The sequence below is a fragment of the Asanoa iriomotensis genome (genome assembly GCF_016862515.1).
GTDB classification, from domain to species: domain Bacteria; phylum Actinomycetota; class Actinomycetes; order Mycobacteriales; family Micromonosporaceae; genus Asanoa; species Asanoa iriomotensis.
The window spans coordinates 40,413-62,004 of record NZ_BONC01000046.1; the positions used below are offsets into that span (position 1 = coordinate 40,413).

At 71.3% G+C, this 21,592-nt stretch carries 20 protein-coding genes and 1 pseudogene; 12 read left to right on the forward strand and 9 right to left on the reverse strand.

Annotated elements, in window-relative coordinates:
• Positions 1-4 precede the first annotated feature (4 nt).
• Positions 5-295 (reverse strand): DUF4287 domain-containing protein, encoded by a 291-nt coding sequence (locus tag Air01nite_RS27560; RefSeq protein ID WP_203706224.1) that lies wholly within the window; start codon positions 293-295, stop codon positions 5-7.
• Between the two features lie 300 nt (positions 296-595).
• On the opposite strand from Air01nite_RS27560, the gene Air01nite_RS27565 reads away from it, so the two are divergent.
• The 3 genes from Air01nite_RS27565 to Air01nite_RS27575 all read left to right on the forward strand — a co-directional run bounded on the left by Air01nite_RS27565 (position 596) and on the right by Air01nite_RS27575 (position 7,026).
• On the forward strand, positions 596-3,358 hold the full coding sequence (locus Air01nite_RS27565; protein ID WP_239091009.1) for a M14 family zinc carboxypeptidase: 2,763 nt from the start codon (positions 596-598) through the stop codon (positions 3,356-3,358).
• A 148-nt stretch (positions 3,359-3,506) separates the two neighbouring features.
• Positions 3,507-4,691: an FIST signal transduction protein gene (locus Air01nite_RS27570; RefSeq protein ID WP_203706226.1), complete on the forward strand. Its 1,185-nt coding sequence runs from the start codon at positions 3,507-3,509 to the stop codon at positions 4,689-4,691.
• 61 nt (positions 4,692-4,752) lie between these two features.
• Entirely contained in the window at positions 4,753-7,026 is a 2,274-nt protein-coding gene (locus Air01nite_RS27575; RefSeq protein ID WP_203706227.1) for a putative bifunctional diguanylate cyclase/phosphodiesterase, read from the forward strand.
• A 4-nt stretch (positions 7,027-7,030) separates the two neighbouring features.
• Here Air01nite_RS27575 and Air01nite_RS27580 read toward each other — a convergent pair whose 3' ends face one another.
• From Air01nite_RS27580 to Air01nite_RS27600, 5 genes are all read right to left on the reverse strand, one after another.
• Positions 7,031-8,314, reverse strand: coding sequence for a D-alanyl-D-alanine carboxypeptidase family protein (locus Air01nite_RS27580; RefSeq protein WP_203706228.1), 1,284 nt, complete (start codon positions 8,312-8,314; stop codon positions 7,031-7,033).
• A 71-nt stretch (positions 8,315-8,385) separates the two neighbouring features.
• Entirely contained in the window at positions 8,386-8,802 is a 417-nt protein-coding gene (locus Air01nite_RS27585) for a roadblock/LC7 domain-containing protein (protein ID WP_239091010.1), read from the reverse strand.
• 43 nt (positions 8,803-8,845) lie between these two features.
• Positions 8,846-9,280, reverse strand: a complete 435-nt coding sequence (locus Air01nite_RS27590) for a hypothetical protein (RefSeq protein WP_203706230.1) — start codon at positions 9,278-9,280, stop codon at positions 8,846-8,848.
• Between the two features lie 22 nt (positions 9,281-9,302).
• The gene (locus Air01nite_RS27595) at positions 9,303-9,677 is read right to left on the reverse strand and encodes a hypothetical protein (protein WP_203706231.1); all 375 of its coding nucleotides are present in this window, start codon (positions 9,675-9,677) and stop codon (positions 9,303-9,305) included.
• A gap of 318 nt (positions 9,678-9,995) precedes the next feature.
• Complete coding sequence (locus Air01nite_RS27600; RefSeq protein WP_203706232.1) at positions 9,996-10,586, reverse strand: AMP-binding enzyme; 591 nt, start codon at positions 10,584-10,586, stop codon at positions 9,996-9,998.
• Between the two features lie 159 nt (positions 10,587-10,745).
• Between Air01nite_RS27600 and Air01nite_RS27605 the strand changes: the two genes are divergently transcribed.
• From Air01nite_RS27605 to Air01nite_RS27630, 6 genes are all read left to right on the forward strand, one after another.
• Positions 10,746-11,753: a LacI family DNA-binding transcriptional regulator gene (locus Air01nite_RS27605; protein ID WP_203706233.1), complete on the forward strand. Its 1,008-nt coding sequence runs from the start codon at positions 10,746-10,748 to the stop codon at positions 11,751-11,753.
• A 113-nt stretch (positions 11,754-11,866) separates the two neighbouring features.
• Complete coding sequence (locus tag Air01nite_RS27610; protein WP_203706234.1) at positions 11,867-13,225, forward strand: extracellular solute-binding protein; 1,359 nt, start codon at positions 11,867-11,869, stop codon at positions 13,223-13,225.
• Positions 13,226-14,197 carry a carbohydrate ABC transporter permease gene (locus tag Air01nite_RS27615; protein WP_203706235.1) on the forward strand — a complete coding sequence of 324 codons (972 nt, stop codon included), beginning with the start codon at positions 13,226-13,228 and terminating at the stop codon, positions 14,195-14,197. It abuts the gene before it with no gap.
• Positions 14,194-15,018: a carbohydrate ABC transporter permease gene (locus Air01nite_RS27620; RefSeq protein WP_203706236.1), complete on the forward strand. Its 825-nt coding sequence runs from the start codon at positions 14,194-14,196 to the stop codon at positions 15,016-15,018. The genes Air01nite_RS27615 and Air01nite_RS27620 overlap by 4 nt, the downstream gene beginning before the upstream one ends.
• Positions 15,002-15,889 (forward strand): NAD-dependent epimerase/dehydratase family protein, encoded by an 888-nt coding sequence (locus Air01nite_RS27625; RefSeq protein WP_203706237.1) that lies wholly within the window; start codon positions 15,002-15,004, stop codon positions 15,887-15,889. The genes Air01nite_RS27620 and Air01nite_RS27625 overlap by 17 nt, the downstream gene beginning before the upstream one ends.
• The gene (locus Air01nite_RS27630; RefSeq protein ID WP_239091011.1) at positions 15,886-17,136 is read left to right on the forward strand and encodes an enolase C-terminal domain-like protein; all 1,251 of its coding nucleotides are present in this window, start codon (positions 15,886-15,888) and stop codon (positions 17,134-17,136) included. Before Air01nite_RS27625 ends, Air01nite_RS27630 begins: the two co-directional genes overlap by 4 nt.
• Before the next feature lie 58 nt (positions 17,137-17,194).
• Here the strand turns inward: Air01nite_RS27630 and Air01nite_RS27635 are convergent, their stop codons facing one another.
• The gene (locus Air01nite_RS27635; RefSeq protein WP_203706238.1) at positions 17,195-18,106 is read right to left on the reverse strand and encodes an EamA family transporter; all 912 of its coding nucleotides are present in this window, start codon (positions 18,104-18,106) and stop codon (positions 17,195-17,197) included.
• 72 nt (positions 18,107-18,178) lie between these two features.
• On the opposite strand from Air01nite_RS27635, the gene Air01nite_RS27640 reads away from it, so the two are divergent.
• Genes Air01nite_RS27640 through Air01nite_RS27650 form a run of 3 tightly spaced genes read left to right on the forward strand, consistent with a single transcriptional unit; the run spans position 18,179 to position 20,338 of the window.
• The gene (locus Air01nite_RS27640; protein ID WP_203706239.1) at positions 18,179-19,099 is read left to right on the forward strand and encodes a LysR family transcriptional regulator; all 921 of its coding nucleotides are present in this window, start codon (positions 18,179-18,181) and stop codon (positions 19,097-19,099) included.
• An 18-nt stretch (positions 19,100-19,117) separates the two neighbouring features.
• Positions 19,118-19,552, forward strand: a complete 435-nt coding sequence (locus tag Air01nite_RS27645; RefSeq protein ID WP_203706240.1) for a hypothetical protein — start codon at positions 19,118-19,120, stop codon at positions 19,550-19,552.
• Between the two features lie 54 nt (positions 19,553-19,606).
• The gene (locus Air01nite_RS27650) at positions 19,607-20,338 is read left to right on the forward strand and encodes a class I SAM-dependent methyltransferase (protein ID WP_203706241.1); all 732 of its coding nucleotides are present in this window, start codon (positions 19,607-19,609) and stop codon (positions 20,336-20,338) included.
• A gap of 131 nt (positions 20,339-20,469) precedes the next feature.
• Here the strand turns inward: Air01nite_RS27650 and Air01nite_RS27655 are convergent, their stop codons facing one another.
• Positions 20,470-21,294 (reverse strand): alpha/beta fold hydrolase, encoded by an 825-nt coding sequence (locus tag Air01nite_RS27655; protein ID WP_203706242.1) that lies wholly within the window; start codon positions 21,292-21,294, stop codon positions 20,470-20,472.
• A gap of 20 nt (positions 21,295-21,314) precedes the next feature.
• A pseudogene (locus Air01nite_RS27660) lies at positions 21,315-21,592 on the reverse strand (L-rhamnose isomerase); the annotation flags it as partial.

The window sequence follows — 21,592 nt, forward strand, 5'->3', positions numbered from 1 at the left end:
CCCACTATGCCGGCCGGGTCGCCTTGCCGTCGAGCCAGAGCAGGTCCGACGCGTCGCCGTGCGATCCCGCCCGCCCGACGTGCTTCGACGAGATCTGCGGGCCCTTCTTGATGACGTGCACCAGCGCCATGGCGTGGCCCCGGCCGAGGCCGTACTCGTCGCGCAGCCACTCGACGATGACGGTCGCCTTGACCGACGGCGCGTCGTAGCCTTTGGCGCGCGCCTCGTCGACGAGCTGGCGCGGGGTCCTGCCGGTCTTGTCCTCGGCGGCGTCGAGGTAGGCCTGGAACGACATGTCCGTCTCCTTGCGGTTCGCGCCGCCCGGCGGGCGGCCTTCACCAGTGCTGCGAACGAGCCGCGCCGGTTTCGACAACGTGACGGGATTTTTCTCCTCGACACCCGGTGCCCCGATCGTCCACGATAGACTGCGCCCGGTTCGGTGGTATTTCCAGCTATTCGCGGGGATAAATGGGCTCGGCCATTCGGATCTTGACCCTTGGAAATGCCAGGTCATAGGCTCCTTTCGCCTTTCACTCCACCTTTCCGGGAAGGGAAGCGGGTTCAATTGCGACTACCGAACCGCGCAAGACGGCTTGTGGGTGCAGCGACAGCGCTGTTGCTCGCCGGCACGTTGCCGCTGCTCAACGGTGCCCCAGCGGGCGCGAACCCCCCTCGGCCTGCCTGTGACCCCAACCCACAGGCCCGACTGACCGACGTGCCGAGTCCGGAGTCGTTCCTCGGCTTCCCGCTCGGCCTCGGCCAGCAGCGGGTCGTCACCAACGACGAGATCCGGCGGTACGTGGCCGCGGTCGACGCCGCCTCCGACCGCGTGACCACCGGCGTCATGGCCACGAGCGTCACCGGCCAGCCGCTGCCGTACGCGATCGTCTCCGACCCCTCCCACGTGACCACCGACGGCCTGGCCAGGATCGCGGAGAACATCCGCGACCTGCGCGACCCGCGCACCATGGCGGCCTCCAAGGCGGCCCGGATCGCGCACGACGACCCGGCCATCGTCTACATCGCCGGCAACGTGCACGGCGGCGAGACCAGCGGCGCGGACGCGGCGCTCAAGTCGCTCTACGAGCTCGCCGCGGGCCTGTCCTGCGACGTGCGCGACCGCAACGACAACCTGCTCACCGTCATCATCCCGACGCAGAACCCGGACGGCCGCGCCGCCAGCCGCCGGCAGAACGAGTACGGCTTCGACCTCAACCGCGACTGGTTCGCCCGGTCGCAGCCGGAGACCGACGGCAAGATCGAGCTGCTGCGCAAGTACCCGCCGCAGGTCTTCGTCGACGCGCACGAGATGGGCAGCCGGCGGTACTTCTTCCCGCCGAACGCCGACCCGATCCACCACGAGATCGCCAGCGAGCCGGTGGACTGGATCAACCGGATCGGTGAGGCCAACAAGGCCGCCTTCGGTTACAACGGCGCCTGCACCGACACCGTCACGACCGAGTGCTACTTCAACTACGACGTCTACGACCTGTTCTACATGGGTTACGGCGACACCGTGCCGGCCGCCGGCTTCGGCGCCGCAGGCATGACGTACGAGAAGGGCAGCGCGTCGGCCGTCCAGGACCGGGTGCAGCAGCAGTTCAACACCCAGTGGGCGACGATCGGCTGGGCGACGGCCAACAAGAAGGAGGTGCTCAACGGCTGGTTCCAGATCTGGAAGGACGCGCTGGCCGAGGGCAAGGCCGGCACGCTTTCGCCGAACGAGGTCGTGCAGCCCGACAACACGGTGCAGTTCCCGGTGCCGGACATCAACATCAAGTCGTACTTCCTGCTCCCCGACCGCCAGCTCGCCGACGTGCGCCGGCTGGTCGAGCGGCTGCGGGCGATGGACGTCGAGGTGTACGAGGTCAAGGAACCGATCACCGTGCCGTCGGCGAACGTGTTCGGCGGGCGGAAGGCGACCAACCTGACCGTGCCCAAGGGCGCCTACTGGATCCCGATGGCACAGCCGCAGAAGCACTGGATCCAGGCGACGCTGGGCGAGGACCCGTACGTCCCCTTCCCGTACTTCTACGACGTCTCCTCCTGGAGCAACCCGCTGCTGATGGGCATCGACACCATCTACACCGGTGACGACCTCAAGCCGACGGTCCAGCGGGTGGCCCGCCCGACCGGCGGCAAGGGCGCCCACGCCCCCGCGGGCGGCTCGTACCAGTACAAGCTCGACTCGGCCGGCGCCGCGGAGTTCACCTTCGCGCTGCTCGGCGCGGGCGTGGCGGTCAAGCGCGACGCCGCCGACGTGGCCAGCTTCCCCGAGGCCGGCCTGACCACCGCGCTCAACGACCGGGCCGTCGGCCTCGGCGTCTCGCTGTCGGCCAACCGCAAGGCCCCGGTCGGCGCGGCTGTCGCCCTGCCCGACCTCGGCCTGTTCCGCGGCACGGGCATCTCCACCACGTCCGGCTCGTACGGCGAGGCGCGTTACGTGCTCGGCAAGCGCTGGGGCCTCGACCTCAAGCCGGTCACCACGGCCGACATCAACGACAACACCGCCGCGTTCACCGGGCGCACGGTGCTGCTCGTGCCGGACGGCAGCAGCGCGACCGGCGGCCTGACCGCCGCCGGCCAGCAGAACCTGCGTAACTGGGTGGCCGCCGGCAACACCTACATCGGGTTGCGCAACGAGGGCACCCGGGTCGCCCGGTCGGCCGGGCTCACGTCGACCACCGAGAAGGCACAGACGCCGGACTACACGGTGATCGGCTCGCACTTCCGGGTCGACGTCGACCCGAGCAGCCCGGTCGGCGCCGGTCGCCCGGCCGAGGACTTCGAGTTCAACAACGACGACCCGATCCTCACCGCCAGCACCACGGGCACCAACGTCGTCACCTACCCGTCCGACGACACCTTCTGGCACAACGGCTTCACCGTGTCGGAGGACCTGCTCAAGGGCACGGCGGCGGTCGTCGACGAGCCGACCGGCTCCGGCCGGGCGGTGCTGTTCGCGTTCAACCCGCTGTTCCGGGCCTACAACGAGAGCGGCATCCAGATGCTGGCCAACGCCGTGCTCTACCCGTCGGGTGCGCCGGCTCTGGCCCGCCGGGCCGCGCCGACGACGGTGGACCCGGCCCGGGCCGCCGCGGCGGCCGCGCCGGCACCGGAGAACCTGGGCGGCGAATGGCGACCCATCGCCATCACCGTCGCCGGCGCCGACCTGGGCCGGGCCCAGGCGGTGGTCGACCGCTACACCGGAACCGCACGGGTCAGCCAGGCCGGCGGGACGGCCCGGTTGACGATCCCCAACCCCGACGGCCTGACGGCCGACGAGCACCCGTACCTCCGCGACCTGGTCAGTGACCTGCGCGCGGCGGGCATTCCGCTCAAGTCGGTCGTGGGTTAGTTACTGCCCGGTATCCGCCCGGTGGTTCCGGCTTTGCCGGAACCACCGGGCATCTCCCGTTATGACCACGGCCACTGCGCTCACCCCTGAAGACGAACACTCCTCACCACTACAATCGGTGGTTGTCCAAGCACGCACGCGTGTGGGGGTGAGGGCGCTGAGCAGCAACCGTGCTGTCAGCGGCGTCGGCACCGGCAGTGGTGCCGACACGCGACTGGCCGTCGAAGCAGCGGTCGACGAGGCATTCCGCCCGCTGGAGGGCCGAGAGCCCGATCTGGTGTTGGTGTACGCCTCTGTCCGGTATGACCTACCGACTGTCCTGAAGACCGTGACCGCCGCCGCCGGGTCGGCGGTGATCGCCGGCGCGACGACGTCCGGCCAGCTCGAGGGCGGCCGGCTGATCGAGCCGGGCGAGGGCATCGCCGTGCTCGCGCTCGCCGGGGGCGGCTACCGGTTCGGCCTCGGTCACGCCACCGGCGTGCAGGCCGACGCCACCCGCGCCGGGCGGGCGCTCGCCCGGGCGGCGCTGGACGCCGCGGGGCCGGTCCGCTCGCCGCACGAGGCGGTCCTGATCTTCTCCGACGGCCTGGCCGGCGACCAGCAGGAGCTGCTCAACGGCATCCACAAGGTGACCGGCTTCCAGATCCCCGTGGTCGGCGGAGCGGCGGCCGACGACCGGAGCCTGGCCGAGACGTTCGTGTTCGCCGGCGACCGGGTGCTGCGCGACGCAGCGGTGGCCGTCTGGATCGGCTCCGACCGCCCGCTACACGTCGCGGGCGGGCACGGCTGGCAGCCGACGAGCCTGCCGCTGATGCTCAGCGACGTCGACGGCCAGGTCGTCAAGGAACTGGGCGGGCGTCCGGCGCGCGAGGTCTTCTGGGAGAACTTCCGGCCCCGCGGCGGTCCCGACACCAAGCTCTACAAGAAGGCCGGCGGCTACCACTCCGAGCACGCGTTCGGGCTCATCCAACCCGACGGCTCGCTGCTGATCCGTGGCGCGTTCATCGACAGCGACGGCAACCTGCGCACGTTCTCGCCGATGCCGCCGTACTCGGCCGTCCAGGTGGTCTCCTGCGCGCCCGACGACCTCCTGGAGGTCGGTGAGCAGGTGGTGGACTCCGTCGTCCGCGACGAGGAGGCGTCCGTGGTGCTGGTCTTCGACTGCGTGGCCCGGCTCGACATCCTGGGCGAGCGCGGCCACGAGGAGGTGCGCCGCCTGCAGCAGGCCGCCCGCGGCGCGCGGACGTTCGGCTACTACACCTACGGCGAGTTCGCCCGGACCACCGGCGTCGCCGGCTACCACAACGCCACCATCGCGGCGTTGGCCCTCTGACCGCCCGATGGTGGCTTACGGGGACGCACAGGCACCCCGCTTCGACTCGGAAGCGGAGACGATGCGGGCTGCCCTTTCCCGGGCGGAGGGCGCGGCCGCGGCGGCGTACCGGGACACCGCCCGGCTCATCCGGCTGCTGACGGTGATCGGCACGCCGTCGTCGCCGGGCCGGCTGATCGACCGCACGCTCACCGTGCTCTCCGAGGTGTTCGCGGCCGACGTCGTGTGCATCGCCGAGGCCATCGACGACCGGTTGTTCGTCACCGCGTCGTGCGGGCTGCCCGAGGACGACCCGGCGTTCACCACCGGCTGGGCGGTCGGGCCGACGGCCCGCCGGGTGATCAACTCCGGCAGCGCGGCGGCCCGGCACGGCGTGCCGCCCGAGGACCTGCCGCCGCCGTTGCGCGACGTCACGACCTCCTCCGCGGCCTGGATACCCCTGTCCGGCGTGGGCTCCGAGTACGCCGGCGACCTGCTCGTGCTCTACCGCAGCGGCGGCGACCTGTTCACGCCGGCCGACCTGCAGGTGCTGCTCTCGATGGCGTACCGGATGTACTCGGCCGTCGAGGCGCGCGAGCGCGGCGCCGCCATCGAACGGCTCGCCCAGGCCGGCCCGGGGCTCGCCCGCCACCTCGACGTCGGCTCGCTGCTCGACGACGCGGTGCTGCTGCTGCGCGAGCTGACCGGCACCGACTCCACCTGGATCCTGACCGTCCGCGACGAGCTCGCCGAGGTGTCGGCGGCCGCCGACACCGGTGAGGACTCCGGCAAGCGCTGGCCGATCCCGGCCGCCGACCTGCCGGGCTGGAGCAGGCTGTCGACCGGCGAGGCGTACGTCGGCCCCGGCGACGACGAGGACCCGATGATGCTCGTCCCGGTGATGCGCGACGGCGGCGTGATCGCCGTGCTGGCCGCCAAGGGCCGGCGCGCCCGGTCGTTCAGCAAGTCCGCGGTCGAGGTGGCCATGGTGCTGGCCAGCTACCTGAGCGTCGCGATCAGCAACGGAGAGCTCTACCGCCGGCTCAAGGCCCGCGAGCAGGAGCTGCACCGGCGCGCGTCGCGCGACCCGCTGACCGGCCTCGCCAACCGGATGACCGCCGCGCAGCGCATCGACGAGACGCTGGCCGACTCGCCGACGGGGGCGGCCGGGCTGCTCTTCTTCGACCTCGACAAGTTCAAGGCGGTCAACGACCGGCTCGGCCACGAAGCCGGCGACGAGTTGATCCAGCAGGTGGCGCAGCGGCTGCGCAAGGTCGTCCGGCCGGGTGACATGCTGGCCCGGTTCGGCGGTGACGAGTTCGTCCTGCTGATCAACGGCGCGTCCGACCTGACCGACCTCACCGACATGGGCCGCCGGATCCAGGCGGCGCTGGCCGACGACTTCCCGCTGCGCGGCGAGCGGGTCGAGGTCACGGCGAGCATCGGCGCCGTGCTCGGCCGGCGGGGCACCGCCACGGCCAGCGCGATGCTGCGCGACGCCGACGCCGCCATGTACGCGGCCAAGGCCCGCGGCACCGGCCGGTTGGAGGTCTTCGACGACGAGGCCTCGCACCGCTCGATCGACCGGCTCGACCTGCGTTCGGACCTGTCCGAGGCACTCGACCGGGGCCAGCTCTCGGTGGTCTACCAGCCGATGGTGGAGCTCAAGAGCAACACGATCCGCTCGTTCGAGGCACTGGCCCGGTGGCGGCATCCGGAACGCGGCAACGTGCCGCCCGACGAGTTCATCCCGCTGGCCGAGGAGACCGGCGCGATCGTGCCGATCGGTGCCTGGGTGCTCGACCAGGCGTGCCGGCAGCTCGCGGCGTGGCAGCGGGAGTTCCCCGAGGCCCGCCTGACGATGGGCGTCAACATCTCGGCGGTGCAGCTCGAACGCGGGCACGGCGACCTGCTCGACGTGATCCGCTCGGCCGGGGTGAACCCCTCCGACATCTGGCTCGAGGTCACCGAGCACATGGACACCGCGGAGGACATCTCGTCGCAGGTCAGCGCGCTGCGCGAGGCCGGGGTGCACTTCGCGCTCGACGACTTCGGCATGTCGTACTCCAGCCTGGCCTACCTCCAGCGGTTCCCCGTCGAGGGGCTGAAGATCGACCGGGCGTTCGTGGCCGCGATGAACGAGGACCAGAACAACGGCCGCGGCATCGTCCGCGCCATCATGGCGGTGGCCGACTCGCTGTCGATGAAGGCGTTCGCCGAGGGCATCGAGACCCAGGCCCAGCTCGACGCCTTGCTCGACCTCGGCTGCGGCTTCGGCCAGGGCTACCTGCTCTCCCCGCCACTATCGGTGGAACGGTCCACCGACGCGCTGCGGGCACAGCGTGACAGGTCCTAGCCTGTCAGCGGTGCGCGACGATCCGGTCCCAGGCACTGGGTGGCTCGATCGCGGCGTCGGCGTGCAGGGCGGTGGTGACCGGCTTCCCGGTCCCGGTGGTCACCTGGCCGTGCGTGGCGCCGGCGGCGATCCCGGCCGGCAGCACGGGAATCTCGGCCTTCAACGGCACCTCGAGACCCGGCCAGCCGACCACCTCGATCGCCTCGGTCGCCCGCAACGTCGTGCCGGCGCCCAGCGGAGAGCGCACGGTGGCGACCTGCTCGCCGGCCTCGACCAGCGTGTGCACGTCGAGCGCAGCCGTCGTCGCCCGCAGCAGTGAACGCGTCGCGGCGAACACGCGGTCGAGTTGCACGGGCGTGTCCGCGCCGGGCTGGCCGAGCACCGCGCCGACGATCCGGATCTGGCGCCCGCCGACCTTGACCACGGCCGCGAACGAGAGGCACCCGCCCGCCTCGTCGGTCGAACCGGTCTTGACGCCGACGACGCCGTCCCGACCGACCAGTTCGTTGTAGTTCTCGACCCTGCCGGCGACCGGGATCGTCGCCTGCTTCTGCTTGACGATCTCCGCGAAGGCCGGCAGCCGCATCGCCTTGCTCGCGAGGATCACCTGGTCGCGCGCGGTGCTCACGGTCTTCGCGTCGAGGCCCGACGGATCGCTGTAATGCGTGTCGGTCATCCCGAGGTCGGCCGCGGTCTCGTTCATCTTGTCGGCGAACGCCTCCTCGCCGCCGGCGTCCCAGTCGGCGAGGACGCGGGCCATGTTGTTCGCGGACGGGAGCAGCAGGGCCTGCAGCGCCTGCCGCTCGGTGATCACCTCGCCGGCCTCGACCCCGACCAGCGACTCACCCCGTCGCTTCTCCGCCGGGTACGCGGCGGCGCGCTCGGCGCTGACCGTCAGCTTCGGGCCCTGCTCGCCGGCCTTGAGCGGATGCTCGGTGAGGATGACGTACGCCGTCATGACCTTGGCAACGCTCCCGATCGGCAGCGGCGTCGCGTCGCCCGAGGTGCCGACCGTGCCGACGCCCTCGACCGTGATCATCGCCTGGCCGTGAGCCGGCCAGGGCAGCTTCGGCGCCTTGCCCGGGATCGTCATGGTCGTGGGCAGGGTCAGCTCGACAGTCGGGGCGGGCAGCGCCGCGCGCAGCGGTGCGACCGCGTAGCCCACCCCGGCGAGCAGCAGGAGCGTCAGCAGCACGCCGACGAGCCACGGCCAGCGGCGCCTGCGCCGGATCGGTGGCGCCACGCGGCCGATCACCATCGTCGGCGCGTCACCAATGTCGTACGACAATCTGGTCCCTCCCCCGTAACAGGCCCGCACCTATCTAAATGGGAGGGCGACGGTTCGCGCTGCCCCTGGTTTCAGGAGAAGGCGGTCGGCTGCGGGGCGAGGGTCAGCAGCGCCAAGAGACGGGCGGTCGCCGCGCGGGCCTCGATGTGCAGGCGGGCCACGTTGAGTCCGTCGTCGCCGAGCACGGCGAGCAGGGCGAGGTCACCGATCGCGTACACCGCGAAGTAGCCGCGCTGGTTGCGGATCGTGCACTCGCTGAACTCGCCCTGCCGCAGCGCCCCGGCGGTCGTCCGGCCGATGCCGTTGGCCGCCGCCGAGAGCGCCGCGAGGTCGTGTGGTTCGCTGTCGTTGCGCCCGAGGATGTCGTGCAGGAGCAACAGCCCGTCGACACCGGCGATGATGCAGCCACTGACCCCGCTGACCTGCTGCCGCAGGGCGGCTAGCTCGGCGCGGGCGGCGGCGTAGGGGTCCTGAGTCGTGCCAACCACGGTGCTCTCCAACGAGATCGCTTACGGGTGCGGGCGCTGCGGGTCAGGTGGGCGACCCACCGATGCCGGCGTCCAGCTGCTTCATGACCAGGCGCGCCTGGGCGACGAGCATGCCCATGTTGGCCGCGCGGCGGCAGACCGCTACGGCGACGAGGTCCTGGTTGGCGCTGCGCAGGAACACGTGCACCAGGTTGTCGCTGTTGACGACGATCTCCTGGAAGTAGTGCCGCTCGCTCCGCACCCCCCGGCGGCGGTTGAAGAGGTCCTCGACCATCACTACGTTGCGACCCTGGAACAGGTCGAACGTGGCCGCCGCCAGCAGGTCCAGCACCTCGCTCGGGTGGTCCTCCAGGGTCTCGACCGCGAGCAGCATGCCGGTCGACATGTCGACCAGACCCGCCGCCACGCATTCCGGGACGTTCGCCCGAAGGTCCCGGACCGTGTCGTACACGACCTCGGTCATGGTCCTGTCAGTCATGGCATCGCCTTCCGTGCACCGGTCAGAGGTCTAGCTCGGCCTCTATGCGGCGCAGCTGGTGACGGGCCAGTCCGAGGTTGGCACGGGACTTGCTGAGGGACAGGTAAAGGAAAAGCGCCTCGCCGCTGCGGCGGGGCCGGATCAGGCGGATCAGGTGGATCTGGCTGTCGAGGGTGATCAGGATGTCCTCGATGCCGTCACTCATGCCGAGCATCTCGAGGGTGCGCATCTTGGCGCGCACCACGTCGGTGTTACCGGCCGCGGCGACCTGCATGTCCATCGTCGGCGCGCCGCCGAGCGTGCCAAGGGTGAGACCGCTGGTGTAGTCGACGAGGGCGACGCCGATCGCACCGTCGATCGCCATGGCCTCCTTCAGAGTGGCTTCGATGTTCCCCACGACTCTCCTCCATGTGACCCCGTTGTCAGGCCCCGGGATTCGACTACGGATGGTGAGGAGTCTTCGCCGGCCCGGCTGCTCCTCATGGGGCCACGAACAGCGTTCCATGACCGGGCCAGCTTTGCGAAAACCTGTCGAAGTATCGCCTGAGCAGGTAAGTGGGAGATCATCCACTCGGTCGATGTCCGAACGGCCGCCGATTTGTTAGCTCAAGATCGGCAGTCGCGATACGTATCAGTCACATTCCTGTTCGGAGCGAAGGCAGTCCGGTCGACGGGATCGCGGTGGGTAACCGCGGGACCTGTCAACGAGACCGCGCTAGTCTGGCAGGGCCGCGCGGTCGATCGCGCCGTCGGGCGTACGCGGGAAGCGGTCCAACACCACCATTCTCGCCGGCACCCGTTGGGCGGGCAGCCGGTCGCGGAGGTAGTCCCGGAGAACCGCCGGCTCGGCGTGCCAGCCGGGCAGCAGCGTCAGATAGCCGACCAGGACGCTGGCGGGAGCCCGCCGGCGCACCACGACGGCACACTCCTCGACCTCGTCCGCCGCCGCCAACGCGGCCTCGGCGACCTCCGGGTCGGACCGGCCGCCGCGGATGCGGACGCTGGGCCGGCGCCGCTCCGGCACGCGCAGGACGTGCGCGAGCGGCACGCCCGCCTCGTGCAGCAGGGCCACGGACGGCGGAAGCCACAACGTGGTGTCGTGCGGCGGCGGCGCCAGGACCCGCGTCGGGACCAATCGCGGGTAGGTGGCGCGCAACAGGGCGCGGATCGTCCGCGGGTCGGCGTCGACGGCCACGGGAATGTCCCGCTCCGCGGCCCATCGCCTGACGGCGGGCAGTTCGTGCCCCCACTCCCGCAGCAGGTGCGGCCACCCGTCCCCAGGCAGCGCGACGCGCGACGATCCCATTCCCCGTGACTCCCCTGTTGTGGCAAACGCCGGTAACTTTAGGTCACTGGACGACTACCGTCGGGTATCACACGATTCCGGCGTGTCACCACTAGTTCGACGGACGTCACTGCACGCGCGATAGGATCCGGCCGCGGGGACACATCGAGGAGGTCAGGAGTGGCGTTTCGCGGCGACCGGCCGCGGATCGGCCAGGTCGCGGAGCTCGCCGGAGTCAGCGCGACCACGGTGTCGCACGCGCTCAACGGGCGCCGGCCGGTGTCGGCGGAGACCCGGCAGCGGATCATGGACGCGATCGCGGAGCTCGGCTACCGGCCGAACGTGGTCGCGCGCGGCCTGCGGGCCGGCCGCAGCCTGACGATCGGGCTCGTGATCCCCGACATCACCAACCCGTTCTACCCGGTGCTGGCCCGCGGCGTGCAGGACGTGCTCGGCCCGGCGGGCTACGACGAGATCATCACCAACACCAACGGGGTACGCGACCTCGAGCGCGCCGCCCTCGACAAGATGATCTCGCGGCAGGTCGACGGCGTCGCGTTCGCGGTCTTCCACACCCACGCCGACGACCTGCGGCCGGTGATCGACGCGCGGATCCCGGTGGTCCGGCTCGGCGGCCGGCAGTCGCTGCCCGGCGTCGATCTGGTGCACAGCGACGACGAGGGCGGCGCCCGTGCGGCCGTCGAGTACCTGATCCACAGTGGATACCAGCGCATCGCCTTCATCTGTGGCCCGGCGGCCGAGGGTCCGGCCGCCGAGCGGGTCGCCGGCTACCGCGCCGCGCTGGCCGAGGCCGGCCTCGGTGCGGCGCGGAACATGGTGGTGCACACCGACTTCAGCCGCGCCGGCGGCGCGCACGGCGTGGAAAAGCTGATCCGGCAACGGAAACGGCCCGACGCGGTGCTGTGCGCCAACGACATGATGGCGATCGGCGCGCTGGACGCGGCCCGGGAACGCGGGTTGCGGGTGCCCGAGGACCTCGCTGTGATGGGCTTCGACGACATCGACGCGGCCAGCCTGGTGACGCCGGGGCTGACGACGATCGCCAACCCGGCCCGCGAGATCGGCATGGCCTGCGCCCGGCTGCTGCTCGACCGGATCGACGGTGCCGAGGGGCCAGCGCGCGAGATCGTGATTCCGACCCGGTTGGTCCGGCGTCAGTCCGCCTGACCGCCGTCGATATCGAGCCTCTTGACTTCCTGTGTGTTGCGAGTAGATTGCCGGTCAGTCTTAACGATTTGCTAGCCCGATAGATCCCCTTCGTCCAGCGGGAGGGCCAGACCATGATCGGAAACAGACGTATTCTCGCCGCGGTGGCCGCCGCCGCCCTGGCGTTGACTGCCACCGCGTGCGGCGACGACGACGGGGGCGCCGAGGCCGGCGGCGCGCTGACGATGTGGACGTTCAAGCGCACCCACGTCGACGCGCTCCAGCAGGCCGCCGCGGCGTTCAAGGCCAAGACCGGCATCGACGTCAGGATCGAGGCGTTCACACCCGACGACGTCTTCACCGCGAAGATCCAGAGCGCGGCGCAGACCAAGGACCTTCCCGACGTCCTCGAGCTGCACTCCGGCGGCGAGGACATGCGGGTCGGCGGCGGCGGGCTGCTCACCGACCTCAAGGGCGACTTCGACGGCAAGCTCGACCGCTTCCTGCCGAGCACCCGCGAGTCGGGCCGGGTCACCCAGCAGCGCAAGGACAGCATCGAGGAGCTGTCCTCCGCGACCGTCGGCAGCCTCTACAGCGTCCCGTTCACCGCGGGCACGTTCGGCATCGTCTACGCCAACAAGCAGAAGCTGGAGGCGGCCGGCCTCGACCCGGCGAAGCCACCGGCGACCTGGGAGGAGTTCCTCACCTACCTCAAGGCGACCACCACCGCCGACAAGACGGCGGGCGGGCTCTCGCTCGGGCTCAAGGTGACACAGACCGGCTTCAACTGGATCTACGAGCAGCTCGCGTTCGCGTACCTCGGTCAGCAGAAGTTCGAAGCCCTGTTCGGCAAGGGCACCACGGCCGGCTTCGGCTCGCCGGACGGGCTGCGCACCCTCGACCTCTACGCACAGCTCAAGCCGTACTGGATGCCGGGCGCCAGCGCCCTCGGCATCGACGAGGCCGACATCGCGTTCGCGCAGGGCAAGTCGGCGTTCAACGTCGGCGGCACGTTCACGCTGGCGTTCCTCGCGCAGAACGGGATGAAGCCCGAGAACGTGCTGACGTTCCCGATCCCGCCGGCGACCGGCGGCGCGGTGAGCGACCTGCGGCTGGCGCCGCTGGCGCTGACCGGCCTGTCGGTCACCTCGACCACGACCAACAAGGACGCCGCGACCCAGTGGGTCGACTTCCTCACCTCGGCCGAGGGCGCCGGCATCTTCGCCAAGGCCTCGCTCGACCTGCCGGCCACCGACCTCGGCACGCAGGCGGAGACGCTGATCGGCACGGACCTCGCCGCGCTGCAGCAGTTCTTCACCGGTCCCGCGGAGAACACCTACGACGCCGCCAACCGCGGCTTCCGGCCGCCGGACTACGACGAGGTCGAGATGGGCAACCCGCTGCTGAAGCTCGCGCCACTGGGCGAGGCCGACGCGGCAGCCACCGGCAAGACGCTCGACACCGTCATCAAGGCGATGTGGGACGCGAAATAAGTGACGGCCACCGAGACGACAACCCTGGCGGCGCGGCTGGTCACCCGGCCGCGCCGCCCCACCAGCGCCCGCCGGGTGCGGGCCCGGCGGGCGCTGGTGGGCTATGCGTTCATCGCGCCCGCGGTCGTGTTGTTCCTCGTGCTCGGGCTCTACACGATCGCCTACAGCTTCGGGTTGAGCTTCGCCAAGTGGAACGGGTTCTCGCCGACCTGGGAATGGGTGGGCCTGGACAACTACCGGGACATCCTGTTCGCCGACCCGCGGCTGGCGCCCGAGATGCGCAACGCGGCCGTCAACACGGGCATCGCGATGGTGGCGGTCTCGTGCGGCACGGTGCTGATCGCGCTGCCGCTGGCCAGCCTGCTCAACGGCATCACCCGGCTGCGCGGCACGCTGCGGTCGATCTTCTTCCTGCCGTACGTGACCGCGGGCGTCGCCGTCTACTACGCCTGGCGCTACGTGCTCGAGCCCGACGGCGCGGTCAACCTGGCGCTGCGGGCGCTCGGGCTGGGCAGCCTGGCCCGGCCGCAGGGCTTCCTCGCCGACCCGGCCACGGCGCTGCCGACGCTGATCGTCATCATGATCTGGGGCAGCGTCCCCGTCGCGATGCTGCTCTACCTGGCCGGCCTGCAGGCTATCGACCCGGCGGTGCTGGAGGCGGCGGCGCTCGACGGCGCGGGGTCGGTGCGCCGGCTGCGGCACATCACGTGGCCGCTGCTCGTGCCGATCACGGTCGCGGTGGTGCTGCTCGGGCTGCGCGACACGATGCAGGGCTTCCAGATCTTCCTGATCATGACGAACGGCGGGCCGGCCGGGCATACGGACGTGCTCGGGCTCAAGGCGTACCAGCAGGCGTTCTTCCAGAGCCTGTCGCCGACGCTGGGAGTCGCCAGCGCCCTGGGCTGGCTCATCTTCGTGGCCGCGCTCCTGCTCGCCGTGGTCAACGCCCGGCTGTTGCGGGGGCAGCGGTGAGGCGCCTGTCCGCGGGCGCGGTGGTCGCCTATGCGGCGCTCGCCGTGTACGCGGTGGTCAGCCTCTACCCGTTCGCCTGGATGGTGTCGGGCGCGTTCAAGGACCGTCTCGAGATCCTCGAAGGCGGCCACCTGATCCCGCGGCGGCCGACGCTGGCCACGCTCGCCGACACCTGGAGCCGGCTGCATTTCTTCGACTATTTCCTCAACAGCCTCAAGGTCACCGGCCTGACGGTGCTGGGCGTGCTGGTCGTCTACAGCCTCGCCGGGTACGCGTTCGCGATGGTCGACTTCCCCGGCCGGCGCTTCGTGTTCTGGTTCTTCGTCGCGCTGCTGTTCGTGCCGAGCATCACCGTGCTGCTGCCGCTGACGATCCTGGAGAACAAGCTCAACATCCTGGGCACGCACACCGGGCTGATCCTGCCGTTCGTCAACGGGACCGCGCCGCTGGCCGTGCTGATGCTGACCGCCGCCTTCCGGGCCGTGCCGCACGACCTGCACGACGCGGCGACCGCCGACGGCGCCGGCGAGTTGCGCATCTTCTGGCGGGTCTACCTGCCGCTGGCCCGACCGACCCTGATCACGATCGGCGTGCTGACCGCGGTGCCGACCTGGAACGAGTACGTCCTGACCCGGGTGTCGCTCAACGACGAGTCGCGGTACACGCTGCCGCTCGCGCTGGAACGGTTGGCGTCGGGCACGGTGCCCTCGTACAACGAGATCATGGCCGGGTCGTTGATCCTGGTCGTGCCGGTGATCGTGCTCTTCCTCGCGCTGCAGCGCTACTTCGTCAACGGGCTGTCCGGTGCGGTCAAGAACTGACCGGGTGCTGGTCACGGGCGCCGGCGGGCTGCTGGGCCGGGCCGTGCTGTCGGCGCTGGCGTCGGCGGGCCGGCCCGTGACCGCTCTGGATCGGACCGACCCGGGTGACCTGCCGGCCGATCGGGTGGTAGTCGGGGACGCGGGCGACCCGTCGGTGGTCCGGGCGGCGTTGGCCGACGTCGGTGGGGTCATCCACCTCGCCGCGATCCCGGCGCCGACGCTGGACACGCCGCTGGCCGTGTTCGGCGGCAACACCCGGGCGACGTTCGTCGTGCTGTCGGAGGCGGCTGCGGCCGGGGTGCGGCGGGCCGTCGTGGCCAGCAGCATGTCGGTGCTCGGGCTGGCGTGGGCGCAGGTGCCGCTGCGGCCGGTCTACCTGCCGGTCGACGCGCGGCATCCGCTGCAGGTGTCCGATCCTTATGCGCTGTCGAAGCAGACGGACGAGGCGACCGCGGCGATGATGGCACGGCGGCACGGTATGGCGGTGACGGCGCTGCGGTTCCCTTTTCTGGGCGGCTCCGCGCGGTTGGCCCGGCGCGCCGAGGAGTTCGCCGCTCTGCCGCGGTCGGGGGCGTTGGAGCTCTGGGCGTATCTGCACACGTCCGACGCCGCGGCGGCGTGCCTGCTGGCGCTCTCGGAGCCACCGGCCGGTGCGCACGTGCTGTTCGTCGCGGCGCCGGAGACGCTGGCGCCGTACCCGACCGAAGAGCTGTTGGCGGCGTTCCTGCCGACGGTGCCCTTGCGGGCGCGGTTTCCCGGGCGGGCGGTGCCGGTCGCGCTGGAACCGGCGCGGCGGGTGCTGGGCTTCACGGCGGCGCATCTGATGCCGTTAGGCTCACAGCCGCTGAACGGTCGGGAGGAGCCGGTATGACGATGGCCGAGACCCAGCCGCCGTGGGCGGCACGGGACTCACTGCGGATCACCCGGGTGCGGGCGATCGTGACCGCACCCGAGGCGACGCTCGTCGTGGTGCGGGTCGACACCTCCGAGGACGGGCTGTACGGGCTGGGGTGCGCGACGTTCACCCAGCGTGCGTCGGCCGTGGCCCAGGTGGTGTCGCATCTGGCCGAACTCGTGGTCGGCCGGCACCCCGCCGACATCGAGGACATCACCCGCATGGTGCACCTGTCCTCGTACTGGCGGAACGGGCCCGTCCTCAACAACGCACTGTCCGGTTTGGACATGGCGTTGTGGGACATCGCGGGGAAGCGGGCCGGGATGCCGGTCTACGAGCTGCTGGGCGGGCGGGTCCGGGCGGCGGTGCCGATCTACCTGCACGCCAGCGGGGCCACGGTCGGTGACACGATCGACCACGCGCGGTCGCTGATCTCGCAGGGATTGCGGCACGTGCGGCTGCAGACCGGCGGGCCGGGTGTAGGCACCTATGGCGCGCCCGGCGTCGCTGGCGCCTATCCGGACGCGCCCAATCCGGACGGGTGGGACGTCTCGCACTATCTGGCGGCGACGCCGCGGTTGTTCGCTGCCGCGCGTGAGGCCCTCGGTGACGAGGTGTCGCTGCTGCATGATGTCCACAGTCGACTGACGGTCAAGCAGGCGCTGGTGTTGTGCCGTGCTTTGGAGCCCTATCGGCTGTTCTTCGTCGAGGACCCGATCGCTCCGGAGCACTACGACCGGCTGCCGGAGCTGCGCGCCGCGGCGGCGGTGCCGATCGCGGCGGGCGAGCAGGTCGGATCGGTGCCGGACGCGGCGCGCCTGGTCTCCTCGGGCGGGGTCGACCTGCTGCGGCTGCACGTCTCCGCGATCGGTGGGCTGACGCCGGCCCGGAAGCTGACGGCCCTGTGCGAGCTGTCGGGGGTGCGCACCGCATGGCACTCCCCCGCGGACGTGTCACCGGTCGGGATGGCGGCGAACCTGGCCTTGGACGTGTCGAGCCACGCGTTCGGAATCCAAGAGGGCCACGTGTACGCGGACGCGGTGCACGAGGTCTTCCCGGGCACGCTGCGGCCTTCTTCGGGGTATCTGACGCCGTCGGACGCGCCGGGCTGGGGCATCGACCTGGACGAGAAGGCAGCGGCGAAGTATCCGCCGCACCACTACGGGCACGAACGGTGGGCGGCCCGGATCCGGCGCCCGGACGGCGCCCTGGAGCCCCCGTGACGGGTCACAGGCACATCCAGCAGGCCGCGACGGGTCGGTGAGGCCGGCGCGGGCGACTTCACGGTCGCAGCGATCCTTGCTGATCCAGATGGCCCGCGGCGGCGGGTGCGCGTGGGGACGGCACCGACACCAGGCCCGCGAGGACGCCGCCGATTACCAGGAGGCCGCCCAGGACGTCGGTGGGCCGGATCGGCTCGTCGAGGAGCAGGGCCGCGCTGGCGATGCCGAAGAGGGGGACCAGCATCGCGAACGGGGCGATCGTGGAGGCGCCGTGGCGGGTGATCAGGTGGCCCCAGGCCGCGAAGCCCGCGAGGGTGGCGGCGCCCGCTACGAAGAGGACCGCGAAGATTGCTGACGGGGTGACCGTGCGCAGGGCGTCGAGGTTCGCGGTTGGGCCGTCGACCAGCAGCGAGAGGGCGATCAGCCACGGGGCGGCCAGGGCGCTGACCCAGACCATGAAGCGAAGCATGTCGGTCGCGCCGGCCTTGCGGGTGGCTACGTTCGACAAGCCCCACGCGGCGGCTGCGGCGATCACCAGAGCGAAGGCGCCTCCGGGTAGGTCGTTGCCCAGGCCGGCGGCCACGACTGCGACGCCCACCGCGGCCAACGCCAGGCCGATGACGCGGCGGCGGCCCGGGCGCTCGCGGAGCAGGGCTACGGCCAGGACGACCGTGAAGATGGCCTGGCTCTGCAGGACCAGCGACGACAGGCCGGCGGGCATGCCCGCCGCCATGCCCGCGAACAGGAGCGAGAACTTGGCGACGCCGAGCGCCAGCGCGACGGCCAGCACCCACCGCCACGGCACCCGCGGGCGGCCGACGAAGAGGACCGCCGGAAACGCGGCGAAGGTGAACCGCAGGGCGTTGAACATGAGTGGCGGGAAGTGGTCGAGCCCGACCCGGATGACGACGAAGTTGACGCCCCAGAGGGCGGCCACCCCGACCGCGAGAGCGATGTCGCGTGGTTTCACGGGGTCATCGTGCGGGCCACCGATGGTTTAGCACCAGCGAGCATTCCTTCACCGACCAGGTAGCCTCGCTACATGATCGAGGTGGGACGGCTGCGGGCGTTGGACGCGGTGGCCAGCTACGGAACGGTCCTGGCGGCCAGCGGGGCGCTGCACTGCACCCCGTCGGCAGTCTCGCAGCAGCTCGGCAAGCTGGAGCGGGAGACCGGCGCCACACTGGTCGAGAAGGACGGCCGCCGCATCCGGTTGACCGAGGCGGGCCGGGTCCTGGCCACGCACGCCGCCAAGGTCCTGGCCGCCCTCGACGAGGCCGAGTCGGCGTTGGCCGCGCAACGCGACACCGTCACGGGCCGGGTCACGATCGCCGCGTTCGCCACGGCCTGCCGGGGGCTGCTCCCCTACGCGCTGCACCGGCTGGCCGCCGACCATCCGGAGCTGCGTACCGGCCTGATCGAAGGCGACCCGCACCATGCCCTCGACCTGTTGCAGCGCGGGCATGTCGACCTGGCGGTCCTCGACGACTGGCCCGAGGCCGCGATCACCTTCCCACCGGGTGTCGCGTCGACCGAGCTCGGCCTGGACATCGCGGACCTGGTCGTGCCGACCGGCCACCGCCTGGCGACGGCGACGGGCCCGGTCCGCCGCGACCAGCTACGCGGCGAACGCTGGATCGCCGCCCCGCCGGGCGCGATCTGCTACGAGTGGCTGCTCCGCGTGCTGCCCGGCGTCGCGCCGGACTTCCTGGTGGGCGAGTTCGAGACCCAACTGACCCTGGTCGCCGCCGGCCTGGGCGTCGCGATGCTCCCCCGCCTGGCCCGCCCCACGCTCCCGGCCGGTGTCGTCACGGTCCCGGTCTCCCCGCGCCCCACCCGGCGCGTGACGGTCGCCTGGCGCACGGCGTCCGCGGCCCGCCCGGCGATCAGCGCCACGGTCTGCGCTCTCCGCGCCTCCTGGGACCGCGGCCACCCACGCAAAACCCTCGACGCGACGAACTGAACACGGCACGCTGCACGGGTGGCGATCGACAACAGCGGCGAGCACGCGCGCGGCGACGACTTCGCGGACCTCGCCGACCACCTCCGCGACTACAAACCCGGCGGGTACCCGGTAGCGCAAGTCAACGAACTCGCCTGCGAACCGTGCGGCGGCGGGACCTTCGCCGTTCTCGTGGACGAGGTGGAGGGTTGCGCACAGGCTCGTTGCCTCGCATGCGGTGCGGCCGCGCTGATCGGTGACAGCGCCGACTACCTCGAAGACGCCGATCTCGGGGAATGTGCCTGCCCGTGCGGCGGCGAGGACTTCCAGGTCGCCGTGGGGTTCGCGCTGACCGCCGATGGTGAGGTCCGCTGGCTCAGCGTCGCGCTCCGCTGCGTCCGGGACGGCACGCTCGGCGTCTACACCGACTGGAAGATCGACTATGAGCCGTCCCGGCACCTGCTGGGTGGGTGACGGTCGGCTCACACCTTCTTGCACCCGCCCGGCGGAAACGGTTGCATCGATGGCATGGCGCGGATCGCGTACGACGACGCCGACGCGAGCGCGTTCGCGTCGACCCGGCACCTCGGCGACACGGGAGCGAGCGCCTGGCGGGACGCCGTCGCGAGGCACCTCCAGCCCCAGCCGGGCTTGCGGCTGTTGGACCTGGGGGCCGGCACGGGCAGTTGGGCCAAGGCCTTCACGACCTGGTTCCCGGGCATCGAGATGACCGCCGTCGATCCGTCGCCGGCCATGCGCGAGCGGTCGGTGTTCCAACCCGTCCTGGCTGGCGACGCCGCGGACATCCCGTTGTCCGACGCCAGTGTGGACGGCGTCTGGATGTCCACCGTCATTCACCACGTGCCCGACCTGGCCGCCGCCGCTCGCGAGATCCGCCGCGTGTTGCGACCCGGCGCGCCGCTGCTGATCCGGTCGGCCTTCGCCGGCCGGCACGAGCGGATCACCCTGTTCCGCTACTTCCCGGCGGCGATCCGGGTCCTGGACACCTATCCCAGCGTCGAACAGGTCCACGCGGCCTTCGACGGTTTCGACACGGTCGCCCTCGAACCGGTCCCCCAGGTCACCGCCGCGTCATTGCGCGAGGCCGTGACCAACCTGCGCCGCGCGGCACACACGCCGCTGCAACTCATCTCGGATGAGGAATACCAGCAGGGCTTGCAAAGCATGCGGGACGCCGCCCGCACCGAGACCGGTCCCGTCGTCGACGCGCTGGATCTGCTCGTGCTGCGCAGGCGGTGATCGCCGCCGGATCATCGAGAAGGCGGTCCACGTGCCGTTCGTCCACCGGGATCTGTCGCACACCCACCGCCCGTCAGACCGCAGGGATGTCCTTCGATCGACGATAGGCGGGCGTGGCGACAGCGGGCGAATCAGCTCGCGAGGAAGCTCAGGACGGCCGTGCCGAACAACGGGGACGCGAAGATCGAGTAGTGGGTCAGGCCCGGCAGGACGGCCAGGGCGTGCCCACCGGCAGGGCGGCCCTCGTTGGTCCAGCCGCCGTCGCGCTGGCCGCCGTCGAGGAGGGTGAACATCTCGGCGAAGACCGACGGCGGCACCTGGTCGGCGTCCGCGCCCACGATCATCGTCGGCACCGCGAGGCCGCGCAGCTTGTCCGTGTAGTCGAAGCTCTGCATCATCCACGCGCCGATCTTGTCCAGCAGGCGCGGGAAGTCCTCCGGGCGCGGCGCGACCTTCTGGTAGAGCTGGTACATCGGTGTGTCCACCATGTACTCGGCCGCCGCCGCGTTGACCTGGCCCTGCATCGCCCGCAGCTCCGGGTAGACCGCGTCCGGGGTCAGGTAGACCGAGGCCAGCACCAGCTTGCCCACGTGCGCCGGGTGGTTGGCCGCCACGTGCATCGCGACGCCGCCGCCCAGGGAGTAGCCGACCACGTCCGGGCGGTCCAGGCCCAGGTGGTCGATCAGGGCGGCGATGTCGGCGGCCATGTCGTCGAGGGTGATCGGGCGGTCGATGTCGGCCGTGCGGCCGTGGCCCTGGAGGTCGACGGTGATCACCTCGTGCGCGGCGGCCAACTGGGTGAGCACCGGGCCGAACATCTCGCCCGAGCCGAGCCCGCCGTGCAGCAGGATCAACGGCCGCCCCGCGCCGTGGCGTTCGTAGTAGAGGTTGATCCCGTTGACGTCGGCGTACCCGCCGGTGCCGCTGGCCTCGGCGGTCCATTCAGTGGAGGTCACGGTACGAACATAGTCGCCATTCAGGCGCCCCACCCGGCGGCGGCACCGCCGACCCGGGCGGTCTTCACGGTCTCGAAGTAGCCCGACCGCTTGTAGGCGGCGACCGGATCCGGGTCGAGCCCCATCTCCTCGCGCAGGGAGCGCAGCAGCGGCCGGACATCCGTGTGGAAGGCATCCATCAGCACCTCGTTGGCGCCCAGCACATCACCGGAGCCCTGCGCGGCCGCCAACGCGGAGGCGTCCACGAGCAGCGCCTTCGCGGTCGCCTCCTGCACGTTCATCACCGACCGGATCACCG

Bases quoted from the DNA above. Each gene is read 5' to 3' on its own strand.
- Air01nite_RS27610 (WP_203706234.1), top strand. From the start codon at position 11,867: ATGATCGGAAACAGACGTATTCTCGCCGCGGTGGCCGCCGCCGCCCTG.
- Air01nite_RS27600 (WP_203706232.1), bottom strand. From the start codon at position 10,586: ATGGGATCGTCGCGCGTCGCGCTGCCTGGGGACGGGTGGCCGCACCTG.
- Air01nite_RS27630 (WP_239091011.1), top strand. From the start codon at position 15,886: ATGACGATGGCCGAGACCCAGCCGCCGTGGGCGGCACGGGACTCACTG.
- Air01nite_RS27640 (WP_203706239.1), top strand. From the start codon at position 18,179: ATGATCGAGGTGGGACGGCTGCGGGCGTTGGACGCGGTGGCCAGCTAC.
- Air01nite_RS27575 (WP_203706227.1), top strand. From the start codon at position 4,753: ATGCGGGCTGCCCTTTCCCGGGCGGAGGGCGCGGCCGCGGCGGCGTAC.
- Air01nite_RS27560 (WP_203706224.1), bottom strand. From the start codon at position 295: ATGTCGTTCCAGGCCTACCTCGACGCCGCCGAGGACAAGACCGGCAGG.
- Air01nite_RS27590 (WP_203706230.1), bottom strand. From the start codon at position 9,280: ATGACTGACAGGACCATGACCGAGGTCGTGTACGACACGGTCCGGGAC.
- Air01nite_RS27650 (WP_203706241.1), top strand. From the start codon at position 19,607: ATGGCGCGGATCGCGTACGACGACGCCGACGCGAGCGCGTTCGCGTCG.